The sequence below is a fragment of the Bradyrhizobium sp. 76 genome (assembly GCF_023073025.1).
Lineage (GTDB): Bacteria > Pseudomonadota > Alphaproteobacteria > Rhizobiales > Xanthobacteraceae > Bradyrhizobium.
Genome location: NZ_JADPIS010000015.1, coordinates 103,013 through 119,648 on the forward strand (window position 1 = coordinate 103,013; position 16,636 = coordinate 119,648).

Annotated in this window: 17 protein-coding genes and 1 pseudogene; 12 read left to right on the forward strand and 6 right to left on the reverse strand. The window is 65.3% G+C overall.

What is annotated here, in order from left to right; translation table 11 throughout:
* Window positions 1-37: 37 nt before the first annotated feature.
* Complete coding sequence (locus IVB48_RS01260) at window positions 38-1,651, reverse strand: OprO/OprP family phosphate-selective porin (protein WP_247396666.1); 1,614 nt, start codon at window positions 1,649-1,651, stop codon at window positions 38-40.
* Window positions 1,652-1,963: 312 nt separating this feature from the next.
* Here IVB48_RS01260 and IVB48_RS01265 point away from each other — a divergent pair, with 312 nt between their 5' ends.
* From IVB48_RS01265 to IVB48_RS01305, 9 genes are all read left to right on the forward strand, one after another.
* A complete protein-coding gene (locus tag IVB48_RS01265; RefSeq protein WP_027567482.1) occupies window positions 1,964-3,370 on the forward strand; it encodes a DegQ family serine endoprotease in 1,407 nt (468 codons plus the stop codon).
* A complete protein-coding gene (locus tag IVB48_RS01270) occupies window positions 3,367-4,701 on the forward strand; it encodes a replication-associated recombination protein A (RefSeq protein WP_027518575.1) in 1,335 nt (444 codons plus the stop codon). The genes IVB48_RS01265 and IVB48_RS01270 overlap by 4 nt, the downstream gene beginning before the upstream one ends.
* A gap of 78 nt (window positions 4,702-4,779) precedes the next feature.
* Window positions 4,780-5,097, forward strand: coding sequence for a HigA family addiction module antitoxin (locus tag IVB48_RS01275; RefSeq protein ID WP_247361904.1), 318 nt, complete (start codon window positions 4,780-4,782; stop codon window positions 5,095-5,097).
* A complete protein-coding gene (locus IVB48_RS01280; RefSeq protein WP_247396669.1) occupies window positions 5,094-6,311 on the forward strand; it encodes an RluA family pseudouridine synthase in 1,218 nt (405 codons plus the stop codon). Before IVB48_RS01275 ends, IVB48_RS01280 begins: the two co-directional genes overlap by 4 nt.
* A 52-nt stretch (window positions 6,312-6,363) precedes the next feature.
* Window positions 6,364-7,158: an ATP12 family protein gene (locus IVB48_RS01285; RefSeq protein ID WP_247396672.1), complete on the forward strand. Its 795-nt coding sequence runs from the start codon at window positions 6,364-6,366 to the stop codon at window positions 7,156-7,158.
* A gap of 56 nt (window positions 7,159-7,214) precedes the next feature.
* Window positions 7,215-8,810: a flagellar hook-length control protein FliK gene (locus tag IVB48_RS01290; RefSeq protein WP_247396674.1), complete on the forward strand. Its 1,596-nt coding sequence runs from the start codon at window positions 7,215-7,217 to the stop codon at window positions 8,808-8,810.
* The gene (locus IVB48_RS01295) at window positions 8,807-9,067 is read left to right on the forward strand and encodes an EscU/YscU/HrcU family type III secretion system export apparatus switch protein (protein WP_007603059.1); all 261 of its coding nucleotides are present in this window, start codon (window positions 8,807-8,809) and stop codon (window positions 9,065-9,067) included. Before IVB48_RS01290 ends, IVB48_RS01295 begins: the two co-directional genes overlap by 4 nt.
* A gap of 69 nt (window positions 9,068-9,136) precedes the next feature.
* A complete protein-coding gene (locus IVB48_RS01300; protein ID WP_247396677.1) occupies window positions 9,137-9,955 on the forward strand; it encodes a penicillin-binding transpeptidase domain-containing protein in 819 nt (272 codons plus the stop codon).
* Between the two features lie 60 nt (window positions 9,956-10,015).
* On the forward strand, window positions 10,016-10,672 hold the full coding sequence (locus tag IVB48_RS01305; RefSeq protein ID WP_247396681.1) for a carboxymuconolactone decarboxylase family protein: 657 nt from the start codon (window positions 10,016-10,018) through the stop codon (window positions 10,670-10,672).
* A 140-nt stretch (window positions 10,673-10,812) separates the two neighbouring features.
* On the opposite strand, the gene IVB48_RS01310 is transcribed toward IVB48_RS01305, so the two are convergent.
* From IVB48_RS01310 to IVB48_RS01320, 3 genes and pseudogenes are all read right to left on the reverse strand, one after another.
* A complete protein-coding gene (locus IVB48_RS01310; protein WP_247396686.1) occupies window positions 10,813-11,808 on the reverse strand; it encodes a dienelactone hydrolase family protein in 996 nt (331 codons plus the stop codon).
* Between the two features lie 79 nt (window positions 11,809-11,887).
* The gene (locus tag IVB48_RS01315; RefSeq protein WP_247398105.1) at window positions 11,888-12,481 is read right to left on the reverse strand and encodes a hypothetical protein; all 594 of its coding nucleotides are present in this window, start codon (window positions 12,479-12,481) and stop codon (window positions 11,888-11,890) included.
* Window positions 12,482-12,621: 140 nt separating this feature from the next.
* A pseudogene (locus IVB48_RS01320) lies at window positions 12,622-13,027 on the reverse strand (DUF4260 domain-containing protein).
* Window positions 13,028-13,176: 149 nt separating this feature from the next.
* Between IVB48_RS01320 and IVB48_RS01325 the strand changes: the two are divergent.
* Complete coding sequence (locus IVB48_RS01325) at window positions 13,177-14,709, forward strand: acyl-CoA carboxylase subunit beta (RefSeq protein WP_007603066.1); 1,533 nt, start codon at window positions 13,177-13,179, stop codon at window positions 14,707-14,709.
* A gap of 122 nt (window positions 14,710-14,831) precedes the next feature.
* Window positions 14,832-15,179 carry a hypothetical protein gene (locus tag IVB48_RS01330; RefSeq protein ID WP_027567472.1) on the forward strand — a complete coding sequence of 116 codons (348 nt, stop codon included), beginning with the start codon at window positions 14,832-14,834 and terminating at the stop codon, window positions 15,177-15,179.
* 10 nt (window positions 15,180-15,189) lie between these two features.
* Here IVB48_RS01330 and IVB48_RS01335 read toward each other — a convergent pair whose 3' ends face one another.
* Window positions 15,190-15,342 (reverse strand): hypothetical protein, encoded by a 153-nt coding sequence (locus tag IVB48_RS01335; RefSeq protein ID WP_018456483.1) that lies wholly within the window; start codon window positions 15,340-15,342, stop codon window positions 15,190-15,192.
* A gap of 96 nt (window positions 15,343-15,438) precedes the next feature.
* On the reverse strand, window positions 15,439-16,086 hold the full coding sequence (locus IVB48_RS01340) for a glutathione S-transferase family protein (RefSeq protein ID WP_247361884.1): 648 nt from the start codon (window positions 16,084-16,086) through the stop codon (window positions 15,439-15,441).
* A 130-nt stretch (window positions 16,087-16,216) separates the two neighbouring features.
* Between IVB48_RS01340 and IVB48_RS01345 the strand changes: the two genes are divergently transcribed.
* The gene (locus IVB48_RS01345) at window positions 16,217-16,531 is read left to right on the forward strand and encodes a hypothetical protein (RefSeq protein ID WP_247396689.1); all 315 of its coding nucleotides are present in this window, start codon (window positions 16,217-16,219) and stop codon (window positions 16,529-16,531) included.
* The last annotated feature ends 105 nt before the right edge of the window (window positions 16,532-16,636 follow it).

The window sequence follows — 16,636 nt, forward strand, 5'->3', positions numbered from 1 at the left end:
TTCGCGTTTTCGCGTACCCCGGGACAACAGGCGATACCTAGAACGCGAACTGCGTCCGCATGGCGACCGCATCGAACTTCGAGCCGACATCGGCGGTCGAGACCGGCGAGGCCTGCCTCGACACCGTGCCATGCAGATAGTCCAGCATGAAACGGACGTTGCCGTTGACATACCAGTTCAGCGCCGCCGTGTAGACGGTCTGCCGGCCGCCTGCGATGCCGGTGGCGGTCCCGAGCTGATCGTTGAGGTCGATCGTGGAGAAGCGTCCCGCGACTTCCCACGCGCCCCAGCCGCCGCCCTCGAGCGAGAACGGGTGCGCCGGCTTGACGCCGCCATAGGCCGCATTCGCCGCATTATAGCTGCGACCCTCGCCAGTCAGCACGTAGCCGGCCTGCGCGTAGCCGCCCTGGAATTTGAGGCTCGGCGCACCCAGCGGCGGCAGGCCGGTATTGGCGCTGCGATCGATGTTGTACCAGAAATACTCGCCTTGCAGGATCAGCGGTCCATAGGTGGCGGCGGCTTCGACGCTGTAGACCTGCGCGTCGGAGGCATTGGCGATCGCGCCGGTCGTAGCCAGCGCCGTGGGATCGATGCGCAGTTCCGGACGATCGGTCAGCGTCACCGTCTGTGCACCCGTCACCAGATTGCGCGTCGGCTGGATCAGCCATTCGGCATTGCCCCCGAGATGGACCGAGTAGTCTTTGCCGCTGACGACTTGGCCGGCGACACGCGCGACCGCGCCGTACTGTTCCGTGGCGCCGTTCGGCGCAACGCTCGACGCTGAGTGGATCGCACCGGTGGCGGGGCCGGTGACATAGGCGCCGACCCAGAACTCGTCGTTGTACCAGCGCGTGCCGACCGCCGAACGGAAGTCGCCCGCGGCGATGCTCGTGGCGACGATCCCCGCCGAGGCGCGCTCCATGAACATGATGTCGTTGGAGCTCGTGGCCTCATCGAGAGTGTAGGGCAGGTCCATGATGCCGCCTTCGATGGCCATCTTGCCGCCGAACGGTTTCAGGCCGGTATAGCTGAGATAGGCGTTCTCGACGCCAGAGACGCCGCCCCCGGGCAGCGAACCCGGAGCTGCGCCGCCAAACCCGTCGGAGGAGCCCCCGAAGTCGTAGACCAGCGCGAAATTCCAGTCGTGGAAGAACTTGCCGGCGACACCGATGCGCGCGCGGCGGACGTTCTCGCCGCTGTCGAGCCTTTGCGGCACGGTTGCCGCCGTGTTGGGCCGATAGTCATAGCCGCCGACATCCCAATGCACGCGGCTTGTGATCCCGACGCAGTTAGCCCCATCGGCAGTGCAGATGGTCGGTCGGTTGTTCGGCATTGTCACGACGACGCCGGATGCGGGCGCCGGTCCCTTGAGCGGGATCGCCGCGTTGGCGTTGGCGACGGCGGCCTTCGCTTCGGAACGCGCTTCGGCTTTCGCCTCCGCCTTCGCCTCAAGCTTGGCCTTCGCTGTGGCCGCAGTATTCGCGGCGGTCTGGCTCTGGAGCTTGTCGAGCTTCTGCTCCAGCATCTTCAGCTGCTGCTTCAGGAGCGCGATCTCCTGGTCGCTGCTGCTCGCCGATTGGGCCTGGGCCTGCGAGGCTGCCAGTGCGGCGGCGAGACCCATCGCCGTGGCTGCAATTCTTGTCCTGCTCACGTCATGACTCCATCGTTTGACGAACTTCCCCAAGTCGCTGGCGGAGAGCCTAGGTGTGATCGATGACTACCCCGCGACGCTGCGGCCGGTTGCGCGGTTCCCACTGGTGTAAATTCGCCGCAACCGAATCCGCCTTGCGCCACCATGCAAGATGACGCACATCGTGCCAATCGACAGCCCCGGCAAATTGCGATTTCGCACGCAGAGCTTGCAGGCCGGCCACACCGAAAAGGCCCCTGAATATGCCGCCGGGCGCCCTTCTAATGGGGGGCGAACGCGCCTATATTCCGGCGTCTTTTCCAAGAGGTAGGAATGTTTCGATCGACCTGGACCGCCGTCGTCACGGCACTGTGCATAGCCTTTTCGGCCAACTTCAATCCGGCCGCCGCGCAGGACCGCCGTGTGCCGTCCTCGCCCGCCGAACTGCGGCTGTCCTATGCGCCGATCGTGCAGCGGGTGCAGCCGGCGGTTGTCAACGTCTATGCCGCCAAAGTGGTGCAGAACCGCAACCCGCTGCTCGATGACCCCATATTCCGCCGCTTCTTCGGCGTGCCCGGCCAGCAGCAGGAGCAGGTGCAGCGCTCGCTCGGTTCGGGCGTGATCGTCGATGCGTCGGGGCTCGTTGTCACCAACGTCCACGTCATCGAAGGCGCCGACCAGGTCAAGGTGTCGCTGTCGGACAAGCGTGAGTTCGAGGCCGAGATCGTGCTGAAGGACTCTCGCAGCGATCTGGCCGTGCTGCGTTTGAAGGACACCAAGGAGAAGTTTCCGGCTCTCGAATTCACCAATTCGGACGAACTCCTGGTAGGCGACGTCGTGATGGCGATCGGCAATCCCTTCGGCGTCGGCCAGACCGTGACTCACGGCATCATCTCGGCCTTGGCGCGCACGCAGGTCGGTATCACCGACTACCAGTTCTTCATCCAGACCGACGCGGCGATCAATCCTGGCAATTCCGGCGGCGCGTTGGTCGACATGAACGGCAGGCTCGCGGGCATCAACACCGCGATCTATTCGCGCTCCGGCGGCTCGCAGGGCATCGGCTTCGCGATCCCCGCCAACATGGTGCGCGTCGTCGTCGCCTCCGCCAAGGGTGGCGGCAAGGCGGTCAAGCGGCCCTGGTTAGGGGCGAAATTGCAGGCGGTGACGCCGGAGATCGCCGAGAGTCTCGGCCTGCGTTCGCCGACCGGTGCGCTGGTCGCAAGCGTCGTCCCGAACGGGCCGGCGGCCAAGGCCGGGCTGAAATCCTCCGACCTGATCGTCTCGATCGACGGCCAGACCGTGGATGATCCCAACGCTTTCGACTATCGCTTCGCCACACGGCCGCTCGGCGGCACGGCGCAGATCGACGTGCAGCGCGGCGGCAAGCCGGTCAAGCTGACGGTGGCGCTGGACGCCGCGCCCGATGCCGGCCGCAACGAGCTCGTCATCACCGCGCGCTCGCCTCTCCAGGGCGCGAAGGTCTCGACCATCACCCCGGCGCTTGCCGACGAGCTGCATCTGGACGCCGATACCGAAGGCGTCGTGGTCACCGATCTCGGCGGCGACAGCGCGGCCGCGAATGTCGGCTTCCAGAAGGGCGACGTCATCCTGGCGGTCAACAACCAGAAGATCAGCAAGACCAGCGATCTCGAAAAGGCGGCGGCCGAGCGCCAGCGCATCTGGCGCATCACGCTGGTGCGTGGCGGCCAGCAGATCAACGTCACGCTGGGCGGATGAGTCCGAAGCGACCACAGGAGACGCCAACCCTCTTCGCCGCGGCGGGGCTCGATCACGAGGCTCCGCATCCGCTGCCGGATCGGCTGCGGCCGCGCGCGCTCTCGGAGGTCGTCGGCCAGGATCACATCCTGGGTCCAGACGGCGCGCTGACGCGCATGCTGGAGACGCGCACGCTGGGCTCGCTGGTGTTCTGGGGCCCGCCCGGCACCGGCAAGACCACGGTGGCGCGGCTGCTCGCCGACGCCACCGATCTGCATTTCGAGCAGATCTCCGCGGTGTTCTCAGGGGTCGCCGATTTGAAGAAGGCCTTTGAGGCGGCGCGTGCACGCCGCGAGATGGGCAAGGGCACGCTGCTGTTCGTCGACGAGGTGCATCGCTTCAACCGCGCCCAGCAGGATTCGTTTCTGCCCGTCATGGAAGACGGCACGGTGGTGATGGTCGGCGCCACCACCGAAAATCCCTCCTTCGAGCTCAACGCGGCGCTTCTGTCCCGGGCGCGCGTGCTGGTGTTTCGCTCGCTCGACGCGGCCGCGATCGAAAAGCTGTTTGCGCATGCCGAGGAGGTCGAGGGCCGCAAGCTGCCGCTCGACGAGGAAGCGCGCGCCGTGCTGGTGCGCATGGCCGATGGCGACGGCCGCGCGTCGCTGACGCTCGTCGAGGAAGTCTGGCGCGCCGCGCGCAAGGACGAGATTTTCGACGCCGCGCAGTTGCAGGAGATATTGCAGCGTCGCGCGCCCATCTACGACAAGTCGGCTGACGGCCATTACAATTTGATCTCGGCGCTGCACAAGTCGGTGCGGGGCTCGGATCCTGATGCCGCGCTGTATTATCTCGCGCGCATGCTCGATGCTGGCGAGGACCCGCTGTTTTTGGCCCGCCGCGTCGTGCGCATGGCGGTCGAGGATATCGGGCTTGCCGATCCGCAGGCGCTGGTCATCGCCAACGCAGCCAAGGACACCTTCGACTTCCTCGGTCATCCCGAGGGCGAGCTCGCGATCGCGCAAGCCGTGGTCTATCTCGCCACCGCGCCGAAATCGAATGCCGTCTACACCGCCTTCGGCAAGGCGATGCAGGTCGCCAAGCAGGCCGGCTCGCTGCTGCCGCCGAAACATATCCTCAATTCGCCGACCAAGCTGATGAAATCGGAAGGCTACGGCGCATCTTACGAATACGACCATGACGCCCCCGACGCCTTCTCCGGACAGGATTATTTCCCGGAAGCGCTGGGTCGCCAGACCTTCTACGACCCGCCCGACCGCGGGTTCGAGCGGGAGATCAGGAAGCGGCTGGATTATTGGGCGAAGTTGCGGAAGGAGCGGGGTGGGGCCTAACCCTTTCGGGCTTGCTGTAGGGTTCGATTTACGGTTTACGTAACGCGTAATTCACGCTAGTCCGGCCAAGAAATCGCCATGCCCCGCACGCCCATACATCCCGGTGAACATCTTGCCGAAGAACTGCGACAACTCGGCATCTCCGCCGCAGAACTCGCGCGTCAGGTCGATGTACCCGTGAACCGGATCACCGGCATCATCAATGGACAGCGCGGCATCACGGCCGATACGGCGTTGCGTCTTGGTCACTGGTTCGACACCAGCCCGCAGTTCTGGATGAACCTGCAGCAGCAATATGAGCTGCGCCTCGCGGAAAAAGAGGTGGGGGCGCAGGTTGCGTCGCTGCCGCGCCGCGCGACGGTGCAGTCGACACGAACGTTTGGAAAAGCCACATGAGCCGCCGCATCAAGAGAATGAACCCAAAACCTCGCGAGCGCGATGAGCGCAAGGAGGCGCGCCCGTTCAAGGCGCGCAGCGCGAAGGCGGCTGGGCCTCGGCCGGGCGGCAAGCCGGGCACGAAGCCGCCGCGCTTCGCGAGTGAGCGCGTCGAGCGGCGCGCGCCCAAAGCCGAACCGGAAAAGGCTGCGCCGGCAAAGCCCCCCGTCGAGGCATTGCTGCCGACCAAGGTGCAGACCGTCAAGGTGACGGCCGACGAGAACAACATGCGCGTCGATCGCTTCCTTGAAGCGCACTTTCCCGGCCTGTCATTCTCCCACATCCAGCGCGTCGTTCGCAAAGGCGAGCTGCGCGTCGACGGCAAGCGCGTCGACAGCAAGGACCGGCTGGAGGAGGGCCAGAGCGTCCGCATTCCGCCGCTGAAGCTCGACACGCCGAAGGCACCCAACCCCGAGTCGGAGGCGGCGCAAAAGACGCTTGCCGCGCTGAAGGAGATGACGATTTACGAGGATGACGACGTTCTCGTGCTGAACAAGCCGGCCGGACTGGCCGTGCAGGGCGGCTCGGGCATGACGCGACACATCGACCAGATGCTGGAGGTGATGCGCGATTCCAAGGGCCAGAAGCCGCGCCTCGTGCACCGCATCGACAGGGAGACGTCGGGCTGTCTCCTGGTCGCCAAGACCCGCTTTGCCGCCTCGCATCTCACCGGCGCATTCCGTTCGCGGTCGGCGCGAAAAACCTATTGGGCGCTGGTGCCGGGCCTACCGAAGCCGAAGCAGGGCCGCATCTCGACCTTCCTCGCGAAAGAGGAGAGCGAGGACGACACCATCATGCGCATCGCCCAGCATGGCGACGAGGGCGCAAGCCACGCGGTGACCTACTATGCGGTGGTCGAGACTGCCGGCAACAAGCTGACCTGGGTGTCGCTGAAGCCTGTGACGGGGCGCACCCACCAGCTGCGCGCCCACATGGAACATATCGGCCACCCCATCGTCGGCGATCCCAAATATTTCAACATCGAGAACTGGCAATTGCCGGGCGGCCTGCAAAACCGGCTGCATCTGCTCGCGCGCCGTATCGTCATCCCGCATCCGCGCGGCGGCTTCATCGATGCCACCGCGCCGCTGCCGCAGCACATGCAGCAGTCGTGGAACCTGCTCGGGCTCGATGCAACGAGGTTTGATCCGATCGAGAACGCGCCTGAAGAGTAATTGAACGGGCCGGCGGCGGAAGGGTTGGTGACTGAACAGGGACCGGAATCAGATGCGCGAATTGTTTGATGAAGCTGCGGGGCGATCCCCGCTTGATCCGCAGGAATTGGTCCGCCAGGCCGCGCGCGTGCCGTTGCGCAAGCGCTTCTACAAGGAGGTGGGGGTCTCTGAGGCTGAGGGCGGTTTTGCCATCATGCTCGACGGCAAGGCGATCCGCACGCCGTCCGGCCGCCACGTGATCATCCCTTCGCGCGCGCTGGCCGACGCAGTGGCTGCGGAGTGGGCGGATCAGAACGAGACGACCAAGCCCATGACGATGCCGCTGACGCGGATCGCAAACAGCGTGGTCGAGGGCGTCGTCGACCGCGTTGATCTCGTCAGCGACGACCTCGCAAAGTATCTCCAGTCCGATCTGCTGTTCTATCGCGCCGGTCATCCCGAGGGGCTCGTCGCCCGCGAGGCCGCGCATTGGGATCCCGTGTTGTTCTGGGCCGCGGAGACGCTGGGGGCGCACTTCATCCTGTCCGAAGGCGTCATGCATGTGACGCAGCCGGATGAGGCGCTCCAGGCCGCGCGTGGGGCCTTGCCAGGGGACGCCTGGTCGGTCGCCGCCCTCCACGTGATCACCACCCTGACCGGCTCGGCGCTGCTGGCGCTGGCGCTTGCCCATGGCGTGCGCGACGCCGACCAGGTCTGGGCGGCAGCCTATGTTGATGAGGACTGGAACGCCGAGAAATGGGGCGTGGACGAAGAAGCGGCCGGCCGCCGCGCCGCCCGACTGCGGGATTTCGAGGCTGCCGTGGCGGTTTTGGCCGCTGTGAAGCCGCCTGCGGCCAAAGGTCCTTAACGAGAGGTTTACGAGGGCGGCCTTAGGGTGGGAGCCAGCGTTCCCTGGGCCCCACGATGCCGACGCCGATAAGCTCGATTCTTCCCGTCAGTGCCGCCAGCCCCGTTGCTGACGCGGCGACGCCCGATCTTGTGCTGCAGGCCGGCAGCGTGGTCGACGCCCGAGTGGTCAGCGTGCTCGCCGATAATCTGGTGCGGATCGCGATCGCCAACCTCTCGATGGATGTGATGTCAGAGGTGGCGCTGACACCAGGCCAAAATCTCCAGCTTGCGGTGTCGCAGAACGGCGGCACCATCCGGCTCGCCGTCATGGGCGGCGCAGGCGAGGCGGCCGCCGATCAGGTCACGTTGACGCCGGCTGCGGCCTCACTGGTGGACAGCCCGCCGCTAGTGCCGTCAGTGGGCGCCGCCCGCAATGCCCTCACACCGACCGAGCAGGTCGCCGTCACAGAAGCCTCGGCCGAGGCCGTGACGAAGCAGGGCAGCCAGGCGCCGCTGTTCGCCAATCTGGCCGCGGTCGTCACCAGCAGCGATCTTCCGGCGGGGCTGAAGCAGGCGATGCTGGGCGTGCTGGCGCAGCAGACGCCGCTCAACACCGGACTGGAAGGCGGCGACATCGAGGCCGCTTTCCAGAAGTCCGGGCTGCTCCTCGAAGCCTCGCTCGCCGCAGGCGCGACTCCGTCCTCCGGCACGATGCCGGATTTGAAAGCTGCGCTGCTGGTGCTGCGGCAGACGCTGACGACGCTCGATGCCGCGCCACAGACGCAGGGTGCCACCCTTCCAGCTGGTACCGGGGCAACACCGCAGGTTGCGACCGCGCAGACGCAGGCTGCACAGGCCGCAACGCCGTCAACCGAACCCGGGATCGCCCAACCGCCGCGTAGCGCCAATCTCGCAGCCTCTGTGTTGGCGGACATCGCTGGCGGTGCGCCGCAATCTGCGATGCCGCGGACCATGACCGCAGGCCTTGCTGCGAGCCTCCTGCAAGAGATCACGCAAAACCTGCCGCGCATGACGGGCAATTTGCCGGGCTCGAACAAGGCCGTGCCCGACGGACATGTTTTTGAAGCCGCCGCGCGCGCGACGCCACCGCCGGTTCGCGGCGCATTGCCGTCGCCGCAATCGATTGCCTCGCCGTCACTCGTACCGGACACACCACTCGCTGCGACCGTGCATCGCCTGCTCGACGACACCGATGCCGCCCTCGCGCGGCAGACCTTGCTCCAAGTCGCTTCGCTCCCCGATCGCACCAACGCCAGCGGTCACAGGATCGATCCGACTGTGCCGCAGTGGAATTTCGAGATTCCGTTCGCAACGCCGCAGGGCACTGCAATGGCGCAGTTCGAGATCTCGCGCGACGGCGGCAATGAATCCGCCGATCCCGCCAGGCGCGCCTGGCGTGCGCGCTTTACACTCAATGTCGAGCCAGCCGGCCCCGTGCACGCTTTGATTACGCTGAACGGTGACAAGACCTTCGTGCGGATGTGGGCGGAGCGGCCGACGACCGCACAGCAGCTTCGCGCCGGAATCGGCGAGCTCAACCAGGCCCTGACCAGGGCCGAGCTCAAGCCCGGCGACATCCTGGTCCGCGATGGCACCCCGCCGCAGCCCACTCCGGCCCGCGCCGGCCACTTCCTGGATCGCGCCACATGAGCGATCCGTCGAAGCTTGCGATTGCGCTCCATTACGAGAAGGGCAGCAACGCGCCTGTCGTCGTCGCCAAGGGCAAGGGCACGATCGGCGAAAAGATCGTCGAGATCGCCAAGGCCAACGACATCCCGATCGAGGAGAACGAGATCCTGGCCGGCGCGCTGTCCAAGGTCGAACTCGGCGAGGAGATCCCACCCGACCTCTACAAGGCGGTCGCCGAAGTGCTGGTGTTCGTACTGCGGCTGTCGGGCAGGCGGTAGCTGTCATCGTTTCACCACGATAGCGGCTGCATGGTCGCGGCCAACTTTATCGCGTAACGGACATCGCCAGTGCTCACCCGCCGTTCCACCCTCGGCCTTCTCGCCGCAGCTGCCGCTTTACCAGCGCGTGCATTCGCCCATGTCGCGCCGCCGCGCAACGAGATCCGTGACAGCCTCGCAAAGCGCTTCACCGACCTCGGCACGGCCGGGACGTTCGTCGGCTACAAGGTCGAGGACTATCTGGTCGTTGCCAGCGACAAGGAGCGTTCGGGCGAGGCGAAGCTGCCGGCTTCGACCTTCAAGATTCCGAACTCGCTGATCGCGCTCGAAACTGGCGTCGTCACTGACCCCGACAAGGACGTATTTCCTTGGGATGGCGTGAAGCGTCCGATCGAGGCCTGGAACAAGGACCACACGCTGCGCAGCGCGATTTTCGTCAGCGCGGTGCCGGTCTATCAGGAGATCGCACGCCGGATCGGACAAGAGCGCATGCAGAAGTATGTCGATCTGTTCGACTACGGCAATCGCGACATCGGCGGCGGCATCGACCAGTTCTGGCTCACCGGCGCCTTGCGCATCGATCCGGTCGAGCAGGTCGATTTCGTCGACAGGCTGCGCCGCCGCGCGCTGCCGATTTCGAAGCGCAGTCAGGATCTCGTCGCTGACATCCTGCCGGTGACCAAGGTCGGCGATAGCGTCATTCGCGCCAAGTCCGGGCTGCTTGGCGCCGAGCGCGGCGAGCCGTCGCTGGGCTGGATGGTGGGCTGGGCCGAGAAGGGCGAAGCGCACACCGTGTTCGCGCTCAATATGGACTGCAAGGAGCCGCGTCTGGTCGGCGAGCGCATGCCCCTGACGCAAGCCTGCCTTGCCGAGATCGGCGCGATCTAGCGCTATCACGCTGGCGTTGCTCGACTAGCATCCCCCGGTCAAGAAAACCGGGAGGACAAAATGAACTCAACGCCACTCTGGCTGTCGTCGCTCACACTCGCCGCGGCGGGCGGCTGGCTCGCCGCCACGATGTTTGCAGCGCCCGCCACCAGCAAGGAGCCGCGCTTTCCGCAGCTCACCATGGAACAGCTCGACGCCAAGCAGAAGCCGCTCGGCGAGCAGATCATGAAGGTCTCGAGCGTCGGCATCGGCGGTCCCTACAATCCGATGATCCGCAGCCCGGTGCTCGGCCAGCGCCTGTTCGACCTGTTCCACTATCTGCGCTGGGAGACCTCGGTCCCGACAAAACTCAACGAGTTCGCGATCCTGATCATCGGGCGGCAATGGCGTTCCCAGGTGGAGTGGTACGCCCATGCGCCGCTCGCGGCGAAGGCGGGTCTGTCGCCCGAGATCATCGCGGAGCTCAAGGCGAATAAGCGGCCTGCGAACATGGCCGAGGACGAGGCCGTCGTGTACGACTTCGTCGCCGAGCTCACCACGACGAAGAAGATCGGCGACGAAACCTATGCGCGCGCGAAGAAGGTCTTCAACGACCAGCAGATTGTCGACCTCACCGCAGTCGCCGGCAATTACGTGATGGTCGCGATGCTGCTGGCAATGGCGGAGGAGACCGTGCCGCCGGACAAGCAGGAGCCGTTCAAGCCAGGCGAGCCGTAGCCTCCGTCATTGCGAGGAGCCCTTGCGACGACGCAATCCAGATTGCCTCCGCGGCGAGATTCTGGATTGCTTCGCTTCGCTCGCAATGACGGAGTATGGGGCGCCGACGCCGGCTCCCAAGGCCGAGCTGCTTCCCAGCGCTAACCCAACTTGAACAGCGCCTGCAAAAACTCCACCAGGGCCTTGCGCGACTCGGCAGCAGTCGTTGGATTGCCGCCGACATGCGGATTGAGCTCGACGCAAGCGTCCTGGTAGGTGAACGGCGCTTTCGTATCGGCGTTCATCAGCACGCCGCCGTCGCCTTCGCGGATCTGGCAGTTGCGCACCGTCTGCGCACCCGCGGACACGGCGACGGTACTGACGCCGAGCAGCCCACTGTCGAAGCCGTGCGCGCTGTCCGGGTATTCGGTCAGCACCACGTCGCGGCCGGCCGTCTTGAGTCGCTCGACGAAAGCCTTGCAGCTCTTGACGGGATTGTAGTCGTCGGGCGTGCCGTGGAAAATGCGGATCGGGCGCGCGGCGATGTCCGTGTCGTTCTGATAGGTCGTGGAGCAGTCGGGATAGAAGGGAATGTAGGCGGCGAACTGGATGCCGGACTTGTTCCAGAGCTTGTGGAAGCGGTTGAGGCTCGCATAGAGCGTCGCCTGTCCGCCGCGTGAGAAGCCCATCAGCACGATGCGATCAGGATCGACGCGGGGATGTTTTGCGAGGATCTCCAGCGAGCGGTAGATGTCGATGACGAGGTTGAGCCGGCCGAGCAGGGCCTGGTTCGGCCCCACCACCGTCAGCCCGCGGCCGGTAAAGCCGTCGATCACGAAAGTCGAGATGCCCATGGCGTTGAACGCGTGCACCCAGGCCTCGGTGGTGGCGCCGACGCCGCTCGAGCCGTGCATCAGCACCACGACGGGGAGTTTTCCGCTGCCTTGCGCGACGCGCAGTTCGCCGGCGACCGTCACCGGCTTTCCGGCCGCAGCATCACCGCTGAGGAATTGCTGGTCGGAGAGGGTGAGCGAGGGGATCGGGTAGATCTCGGCGCGGGTGGCGACTTCCCTGGGAAGCGATTGTGCATTGGCGCCCATGCCGACGAACAGCGTTGAAATGCAGAGCGCCATGGCGACGCGGAATGCCGTCGGCATCGGATCCTCCCCCGTGATTTTCAGTGAGTAGAACAACAGGCCTGCGCGCTGTCAAATTGACGCAAGCCGGCGGTTCGCCTCAGGCGGGATCGGCCTTCTTCACCGTCAGCGCCTGGTCGATCGCAAAACCGCCAATCTCGCTCATCGCCTGCGAGATGACGTCGCCCTTGCGGGCAAAGCCGGCGGAGAGGAAATCGAACTGGGTGCGCGCCAGCCGCAGCACCTCGATCGGCACGGAGATTGCGGTCTCGTTGAAGCTGTCGACCGAGGCGTGCAGCGTCTCCAGCTCGCTTGTGAGCTGGCCGATATGGCTCTCGGCCTGCTGCATCAGGCCGAGCAGGTTGCCGCGCTCGGCATCGAATGCCGCGCGCTTGGCCGCCGCGGCCGCGGTGACCTCGGCAAGCTGGCTGCGCAGCGCGTCAATTTGCTTGACCATGGCGTCGGACGCCATTTCACCGGCCTCGCGCAGCTCGCTGTTGCGCGTGTTCTCTTCGTGCTCCCGGTGATAGAGGCGTTCCGCCGACATCGCCCGTTGCGTCAGCGACTCGATCAGCGCGGCCGCGCGCAACAGCATCTCGCCGTTCCGCCCCGACACCATGCTGGCCATGCGCCGCAGGAAGTCGGTGGTTTCGGACGATGGGTTCGGCGGCAGTGGAACGACCGTCGCGGACATGAGGTGATGCTTGCAGCCGGAAATGATGACCGCCGCCGTACCGACTGAGCTCACGCAACATTCGGCGCCTGATCGCAAGCCTGGAGCAAGCCTGAATCGCCGCGCCCGGTCAACCGGGCAGGGCCAGATTTGCAACTGCGTCAGGTATCCTTCTGCCGGCCGATCCGGCCGAGATGGGTGAAGCCGAACCCGGCCGAATATTTCAGGCCATAGCCCAGCGCCCGGTCGATGCCGATATGGGCGAGCCAGATCAAGGCGATGGACAGGGTGAGCGGCGAGGCGAGGCCGAAGCCGAGCGTCAGCAGCGCGACTGGCGCCATGTAGCTGTGGGCGGCGTTGTAGACCATCGCGCCGAGTTTGGCGTCCGACAGGTATGCCAGGAAGCTGAGATCGGGGACGAAGAACAGCAGTGCGAACACCAGCCATGAGCCGTCCCAGGCCCAGTAGAGCATCACCATCCCCACAAACAGGGTCAGGCCCTCCAGCCGCAGCAGGATGTTGACGCCGCCCCGTCGCCGCGCCGGTCTCGGCCGCTCCTTCGGTCATGCTCGTCTCCCAGGTAAAACTTTGAAATTCCTTGCGCTTTCCCGCTGCGGCAAGGCAGCCCTGCGGGACCGAAAGCCGCTTCCCGGCCCGCAAAATGCCGTGTTAGAACCCCCGGCAATCGCATTTAGGCTAAGAACTGGCGGGAGCAAATGAAGAATATCCTGGACGCCCTTGAAGACCGTCGCGCCGGCGCAAAGCTCGGCGGCGGCGAGAAGCGCATCGAGGCGCAGCACGCCCGCGGCAAGCTGACCGCGCGCGAGCGCATCGAGCTCTTGCTCGACAAGGGATCGTTCGAGGAATTCGACATGTTCGTCGAGCACCGCTCCACCGAGTTCGGCATGGAGAAGAACAAGGTGCCCGGCGACGGCGTCGTCACCGGCTGGGGCACCGTCAACGGCCGCAAGACGTTTGTCTTCGCCAAGGACTTCACCGTGTTCGGCGGATCGCTGTCGGAAACGCACGCGCTGAAGATCACAAAGCTCCAGGACATGGCGATGAAGGCGCGGGCGCCCATCATCGGCCTTTATGACGCCGGTGGCGCCCGCATCCAGGAGGGCGTCGCGGCGCTCGCCGGCTATTCCTACGTGTTCCGTCGCAACGTGCTTGCCTCCGGCGTGATCCCGCAGATCTCCGTCATCATGGGCCCCTGCGCCGGCGGCGACGTCTATTCGCCGGCGATGACCGACTTCATCTTCATGGTGAAGAACACCAGCTACATGTTTGTCACCGGCCCGGACGTGGTGAAGACCGTCACCAACGAGGTCGTCACGGCGGAAGAGCTCGGCGGCGCCTCGGTGCACGCCACGCGCTCCTCGATCGCCGACGGCGCCTTCGAGAACGACGTCGAGACGCTGTTGCAGATGCGGCGCCTGATCGACTTCCTGCCATCCAACAACACGGACGGCGTGCCGGAATGGCCGAGTTTCGACGACATCGGCCGGGTCGACATGTCGCTCGACACGCTGATCCCCGACAATCCGAACAAGCCCTACGACATGAAGGAGCTGATCCTGAAGGTCGTGGACGAGGGCGACTTCTTCGAGATCGCGGATGCCTTTGCCAAGAACATCGTCACCGGCTTCGGCCGCATCGCGGGCCGCACCGTCGGCTTCGTCGCCAACCAGCCGATGGTGCTGGCCGGCGTGCTCGACTCGGACGCCTCGCGAAAGGCGGCGCGCTTCGTTCGTTTCTGCGATGCCTTCAATATCCCGATCGTCACCTTCGTCGACGTGCCGGGCTTCCTGCCGGGCACCGCGCAGGAATATGGCGGCCTGATCAAGCATGGCGCCAAGCTCTTGTTCGCGTACTCGCAGTGCACCGTGCCGCTGGTCACCATCATCACCCGCAAGGCCTATGGCGGCGCCTTCGACGTCATGGCCTCCAAGGAGATCGGTGCCGACATGAACTATGCCTGGCCGACCGCCCAGATCGCGGTGATGGGCGCCAAGGGCGCGGTCGAAATCATCTTCCGCGCCGACATCGGCGACCCCGACAAGATCGCCGCGCGTACCAAGGAATACGAAGACCGCTTCCTGTCGCCCTTCATCGCGGCCGAGCGCGGCTACATCGACGACGTCATCATGCCGCACTCGACGCGGAAGCGGATCGCGCGGGCGCTGTCGATGCTGAAGGACAAGAAGGTGGAAACGCCGGCGAAGAAGCACGACAATTTGCCGTTGTGAGCGCGAGGCGTAGCCCGGATGAGCGTAGCGACGTCCGGGTTTTCTATCCAAGTCCCGCATGTCGCTTCGCTCATGCGGGCTACCGATTCTGCTTCTGAGTTGGCATCCTCGATCCAAATCCAATGACCGACAGCGATCCGACCGACGAGATATCCGACATCGAAGCGCGTATCGAGGCTTTGGCCGAGATCGCCGAGCGATGCCGGAAGTACATCCTGGCATCAAAGCTCGCCATCGGCGGCGGCGCTGCGCTGTTGCTGATCACGATCCTCGGCTTGCTCGGGATGGGCCAGACCGCCGCGCTCGGCTCGATCGCTCTGGTGCTCGGCGGAATTGTCTCGCTTGGCTCGAACGTCAGCACGTTGCGGCAGACGGAGAGCGCGATCGGTGATGCGGAGGCGCTTCGGTCTCAACTGATCAGCCGCATCGACCTTCGCGTGGTCGCCGATACGCCGATGAAGCTCGTGTAACCGAGCAGCCTTACGCCGCAGCCCTGCGCGACAGCACCTGCAACTCCTCGCGGCATTCGGCTGCGAACGCCTGAAGCTGCTCCGCGGTTTGGCGGTCGAGGATCGCCTTTGCCAGCCGTTCGGCGCGGGCAAGCTGGTCTCTGAGATATGCGATGCGGGCCATGTGTCACCTTCCGCAGGGTTGATTTGATGGCCGTGACCCTACGGCCATCGCCGGATTCATTATGTGAGGCACGTCACACCTCACGCCGGCGCGGCGTCAGCGGGTCGCGTCCGCCGCAGCGAAATGCGCCATCTGGTCGGCGTGGGCCTTGGCGAAAGCCGGGCGGGCGGTGGCGCGCGCGACGTAGGCGCGGCTGGCGGGACTGTCCGCGAGCCCTTCGAACTGATCGACGACGCGCAGCACGTCTGACATCAGGATGTCGGCGACGGAGAACGTGCCTGCCAGCCATTCGCGGTTGGCCAGCACCGCCTCCATGTGCTTGAGGCGGAGTTTTAGGAAGTCGTCGACGAATTTCCACGCGGCCGTATCGCTCGGATGGCCCATGAACTTCGACATCGTCCAGGGCAGGCTCGCCATCTCCACCGAATTGAGTGCGGCGAACAGCCATTCCGTGGCCTCGTTGCGGCCGCGCGGATCTGATGGCATCAGCTTTGCGCTGAGGCCGCCGAGATGCAGCAGGATCGCGCCGCTCTCGAAGATCGAGAGATCGCCGTCGGTCAGCCACGGCACCTGCCCGAACGGCTGGTGCGCAAGATGCTCGGCGCCGCGCCGGTCGAACGGCGCGCTCGCGACGCGATAGGGCAATGCGGCCTCTTCGAGCGCCCAGCGCACCCGAAGGTCGCGCACGAAACCGCGCGGGGGCGGGGGAACCCAGTCGAAGGTGGTGAGCGTGAGGTCGGGCATGTGGTGTCTCCGTCTGCTGTTCGGGCATAGGACGGGCGAGCGATGCGCGTTCCGACACCGGTGCCGTCCTTTTTTTGTCGTCGCCGACGTCATCGGCTAGTCTCACCCCAAACAACAGGAGGAAAATCCGATGCCGTCAGCCTTCTTCGTCGTCCGCGCCACCGTCCCCGATGCCGGCAAGCGCGCCGCCTTCGACAGATGGTACGAGACGGAACATCTGCCCGACGCGGTGAAGGTGTTCGGTGTGGCTAAGGCCTGGCGGTTCTGGAGCCTCGACGATCCCTCCCTGCATCAGGCGATGTATCAGTTCGAGAGCGAGGCTGCGCTGCAGGCCATGCTGAAGGGCGATGCGCTGACGCAGCTCGTGGCTGATTTCAACCGCGATTGGCCCGACGTGACGCGCACGCGCGAGTTGCTGGTGCTGGCGCAGGAGTTCGGGAAATAGAGCACCGCGCTACTGCGCTGCGAGTTCTCCTGTCACCTGCGCAACGAAGCTGAACGCGCGATTCAGCTTCGGTTCATGTCGTCACCGCGACACTTCCTCTGCATC

What these genes read in the sequence shown, in the direction of transcription:
- IVB48_RS01265 (WP_027567482.1), top strand. Translation starts at nt 1,964, where the DNA reads ATGTTTCGATCGACCTGGACCGCCGTCGTCACGGCACTGTGCATAGCC.
- IVB48_RS01270 (WP_027518575.1), top strand. Translation starts at nt 3,367, where the DNA reads ATGAGTCCGAAGCGACCACAGGAGACGCCAACCCTCTTCGCCGCGGCG.
- IVB48_RS01275 (WP_247361904.1), top strand. Translation starts at nt 4,780, where the DNA reads ATGCCCCGCACGCCCATACATCCCGGTGAACATCTTGCCGAAGAACTG.
- IVB48_RS01280 (WP_247396669.1), top strand. Translation starts at nt 5,094, where the DNA reads ATGAGCCGCCGCATCAAGAGAATGAACCCAAAACCTCGCGAGCGCGAT.
- IVB48_RS01285 (WP_247396672.1), top strand. Translation starts at nt 6,364, where the DNA reads ATGCGCGAATTGTTTGATGAAGCTGCGGGGCGATCCCCGCTTGATCCG.
- IVB48_RS01290 (WP_247396674.1), top strand. Translation starts at nt 7,215, where the DNA reads ATGCCGACGCCGATAAGCTCGATTCTTCCCGTCAGTGCCGCCAGCCCC.
- IVB48_RS01295 (WP_007603059.1), top strand. Translation starts at nt 8,807, where the DNA reads ATGAGCGATCCGTCGAAGCTTGCGATTGCGCTCCATTACGAGAAGGGC.
- IVB48_RS01305 (WP_247396681.1), top strand. Translation starts at nt 10,016, where the DNA reads ATGAACTCAACGCCACTCTGGCTGTCGTCGCTCACACTCGCCGCGGCG.
- IVB48_RS01310 (WP_247396686.1), bottom strand. Translation starts at nt 11,808, where the DNA reads ATGCCGACGGCATTCCGCGTCGCCATGGCGCTCTGCATTTCAACGCTG.
- IVB48_RS01315 (WP_247398105.1), bottom strand. Translation starts at nt 12,481, where the DNA reads ATGTCCGCGACGGTCGTTCCACTGCCGCCGAACCCATCGTCCGAAACC.
- IVB48_RS01325 (WP_007603066.1), top strand. Translation starts at nt 13,177, where the DNA reads ATGAAGAATATCCTGGACGCCCTTGAAGACCGTCGCGCCGGCGCAAAG.
- IVB48_RS01330 (WP_027567472.1), top strand. Translation starts at nt 14,832, where the DNA reads ATGACCGACAGCGATCCGACCGACGAGATATCCGACATCGAAGCGCGT.
- IVB48_RS01335 (WP_018456483.1), bottom strand. Translation starts at nt 15,342, where the DNA reads ATGGCCCGCATCGCATATCTCAGAGACCAGCTTGCCCGCGCCGAACGG.
- IVB48_RS01340 (WP_247361884.1), bottom strand. Translation starts at nt 16,086, where the DNA reads ATGCCCGACCTCACGCTCACCACCTTCGACTGGGTTCCCCCGCCCCCG.
- IVB48_RS01345 (WP_247396689.1), top strand. Translation starts at nt 16,217, where the DNA reads ATGCCGTCAGCCTTCTTCGTCGTCCGCGCCACCGTCCCCGATGCCGGC.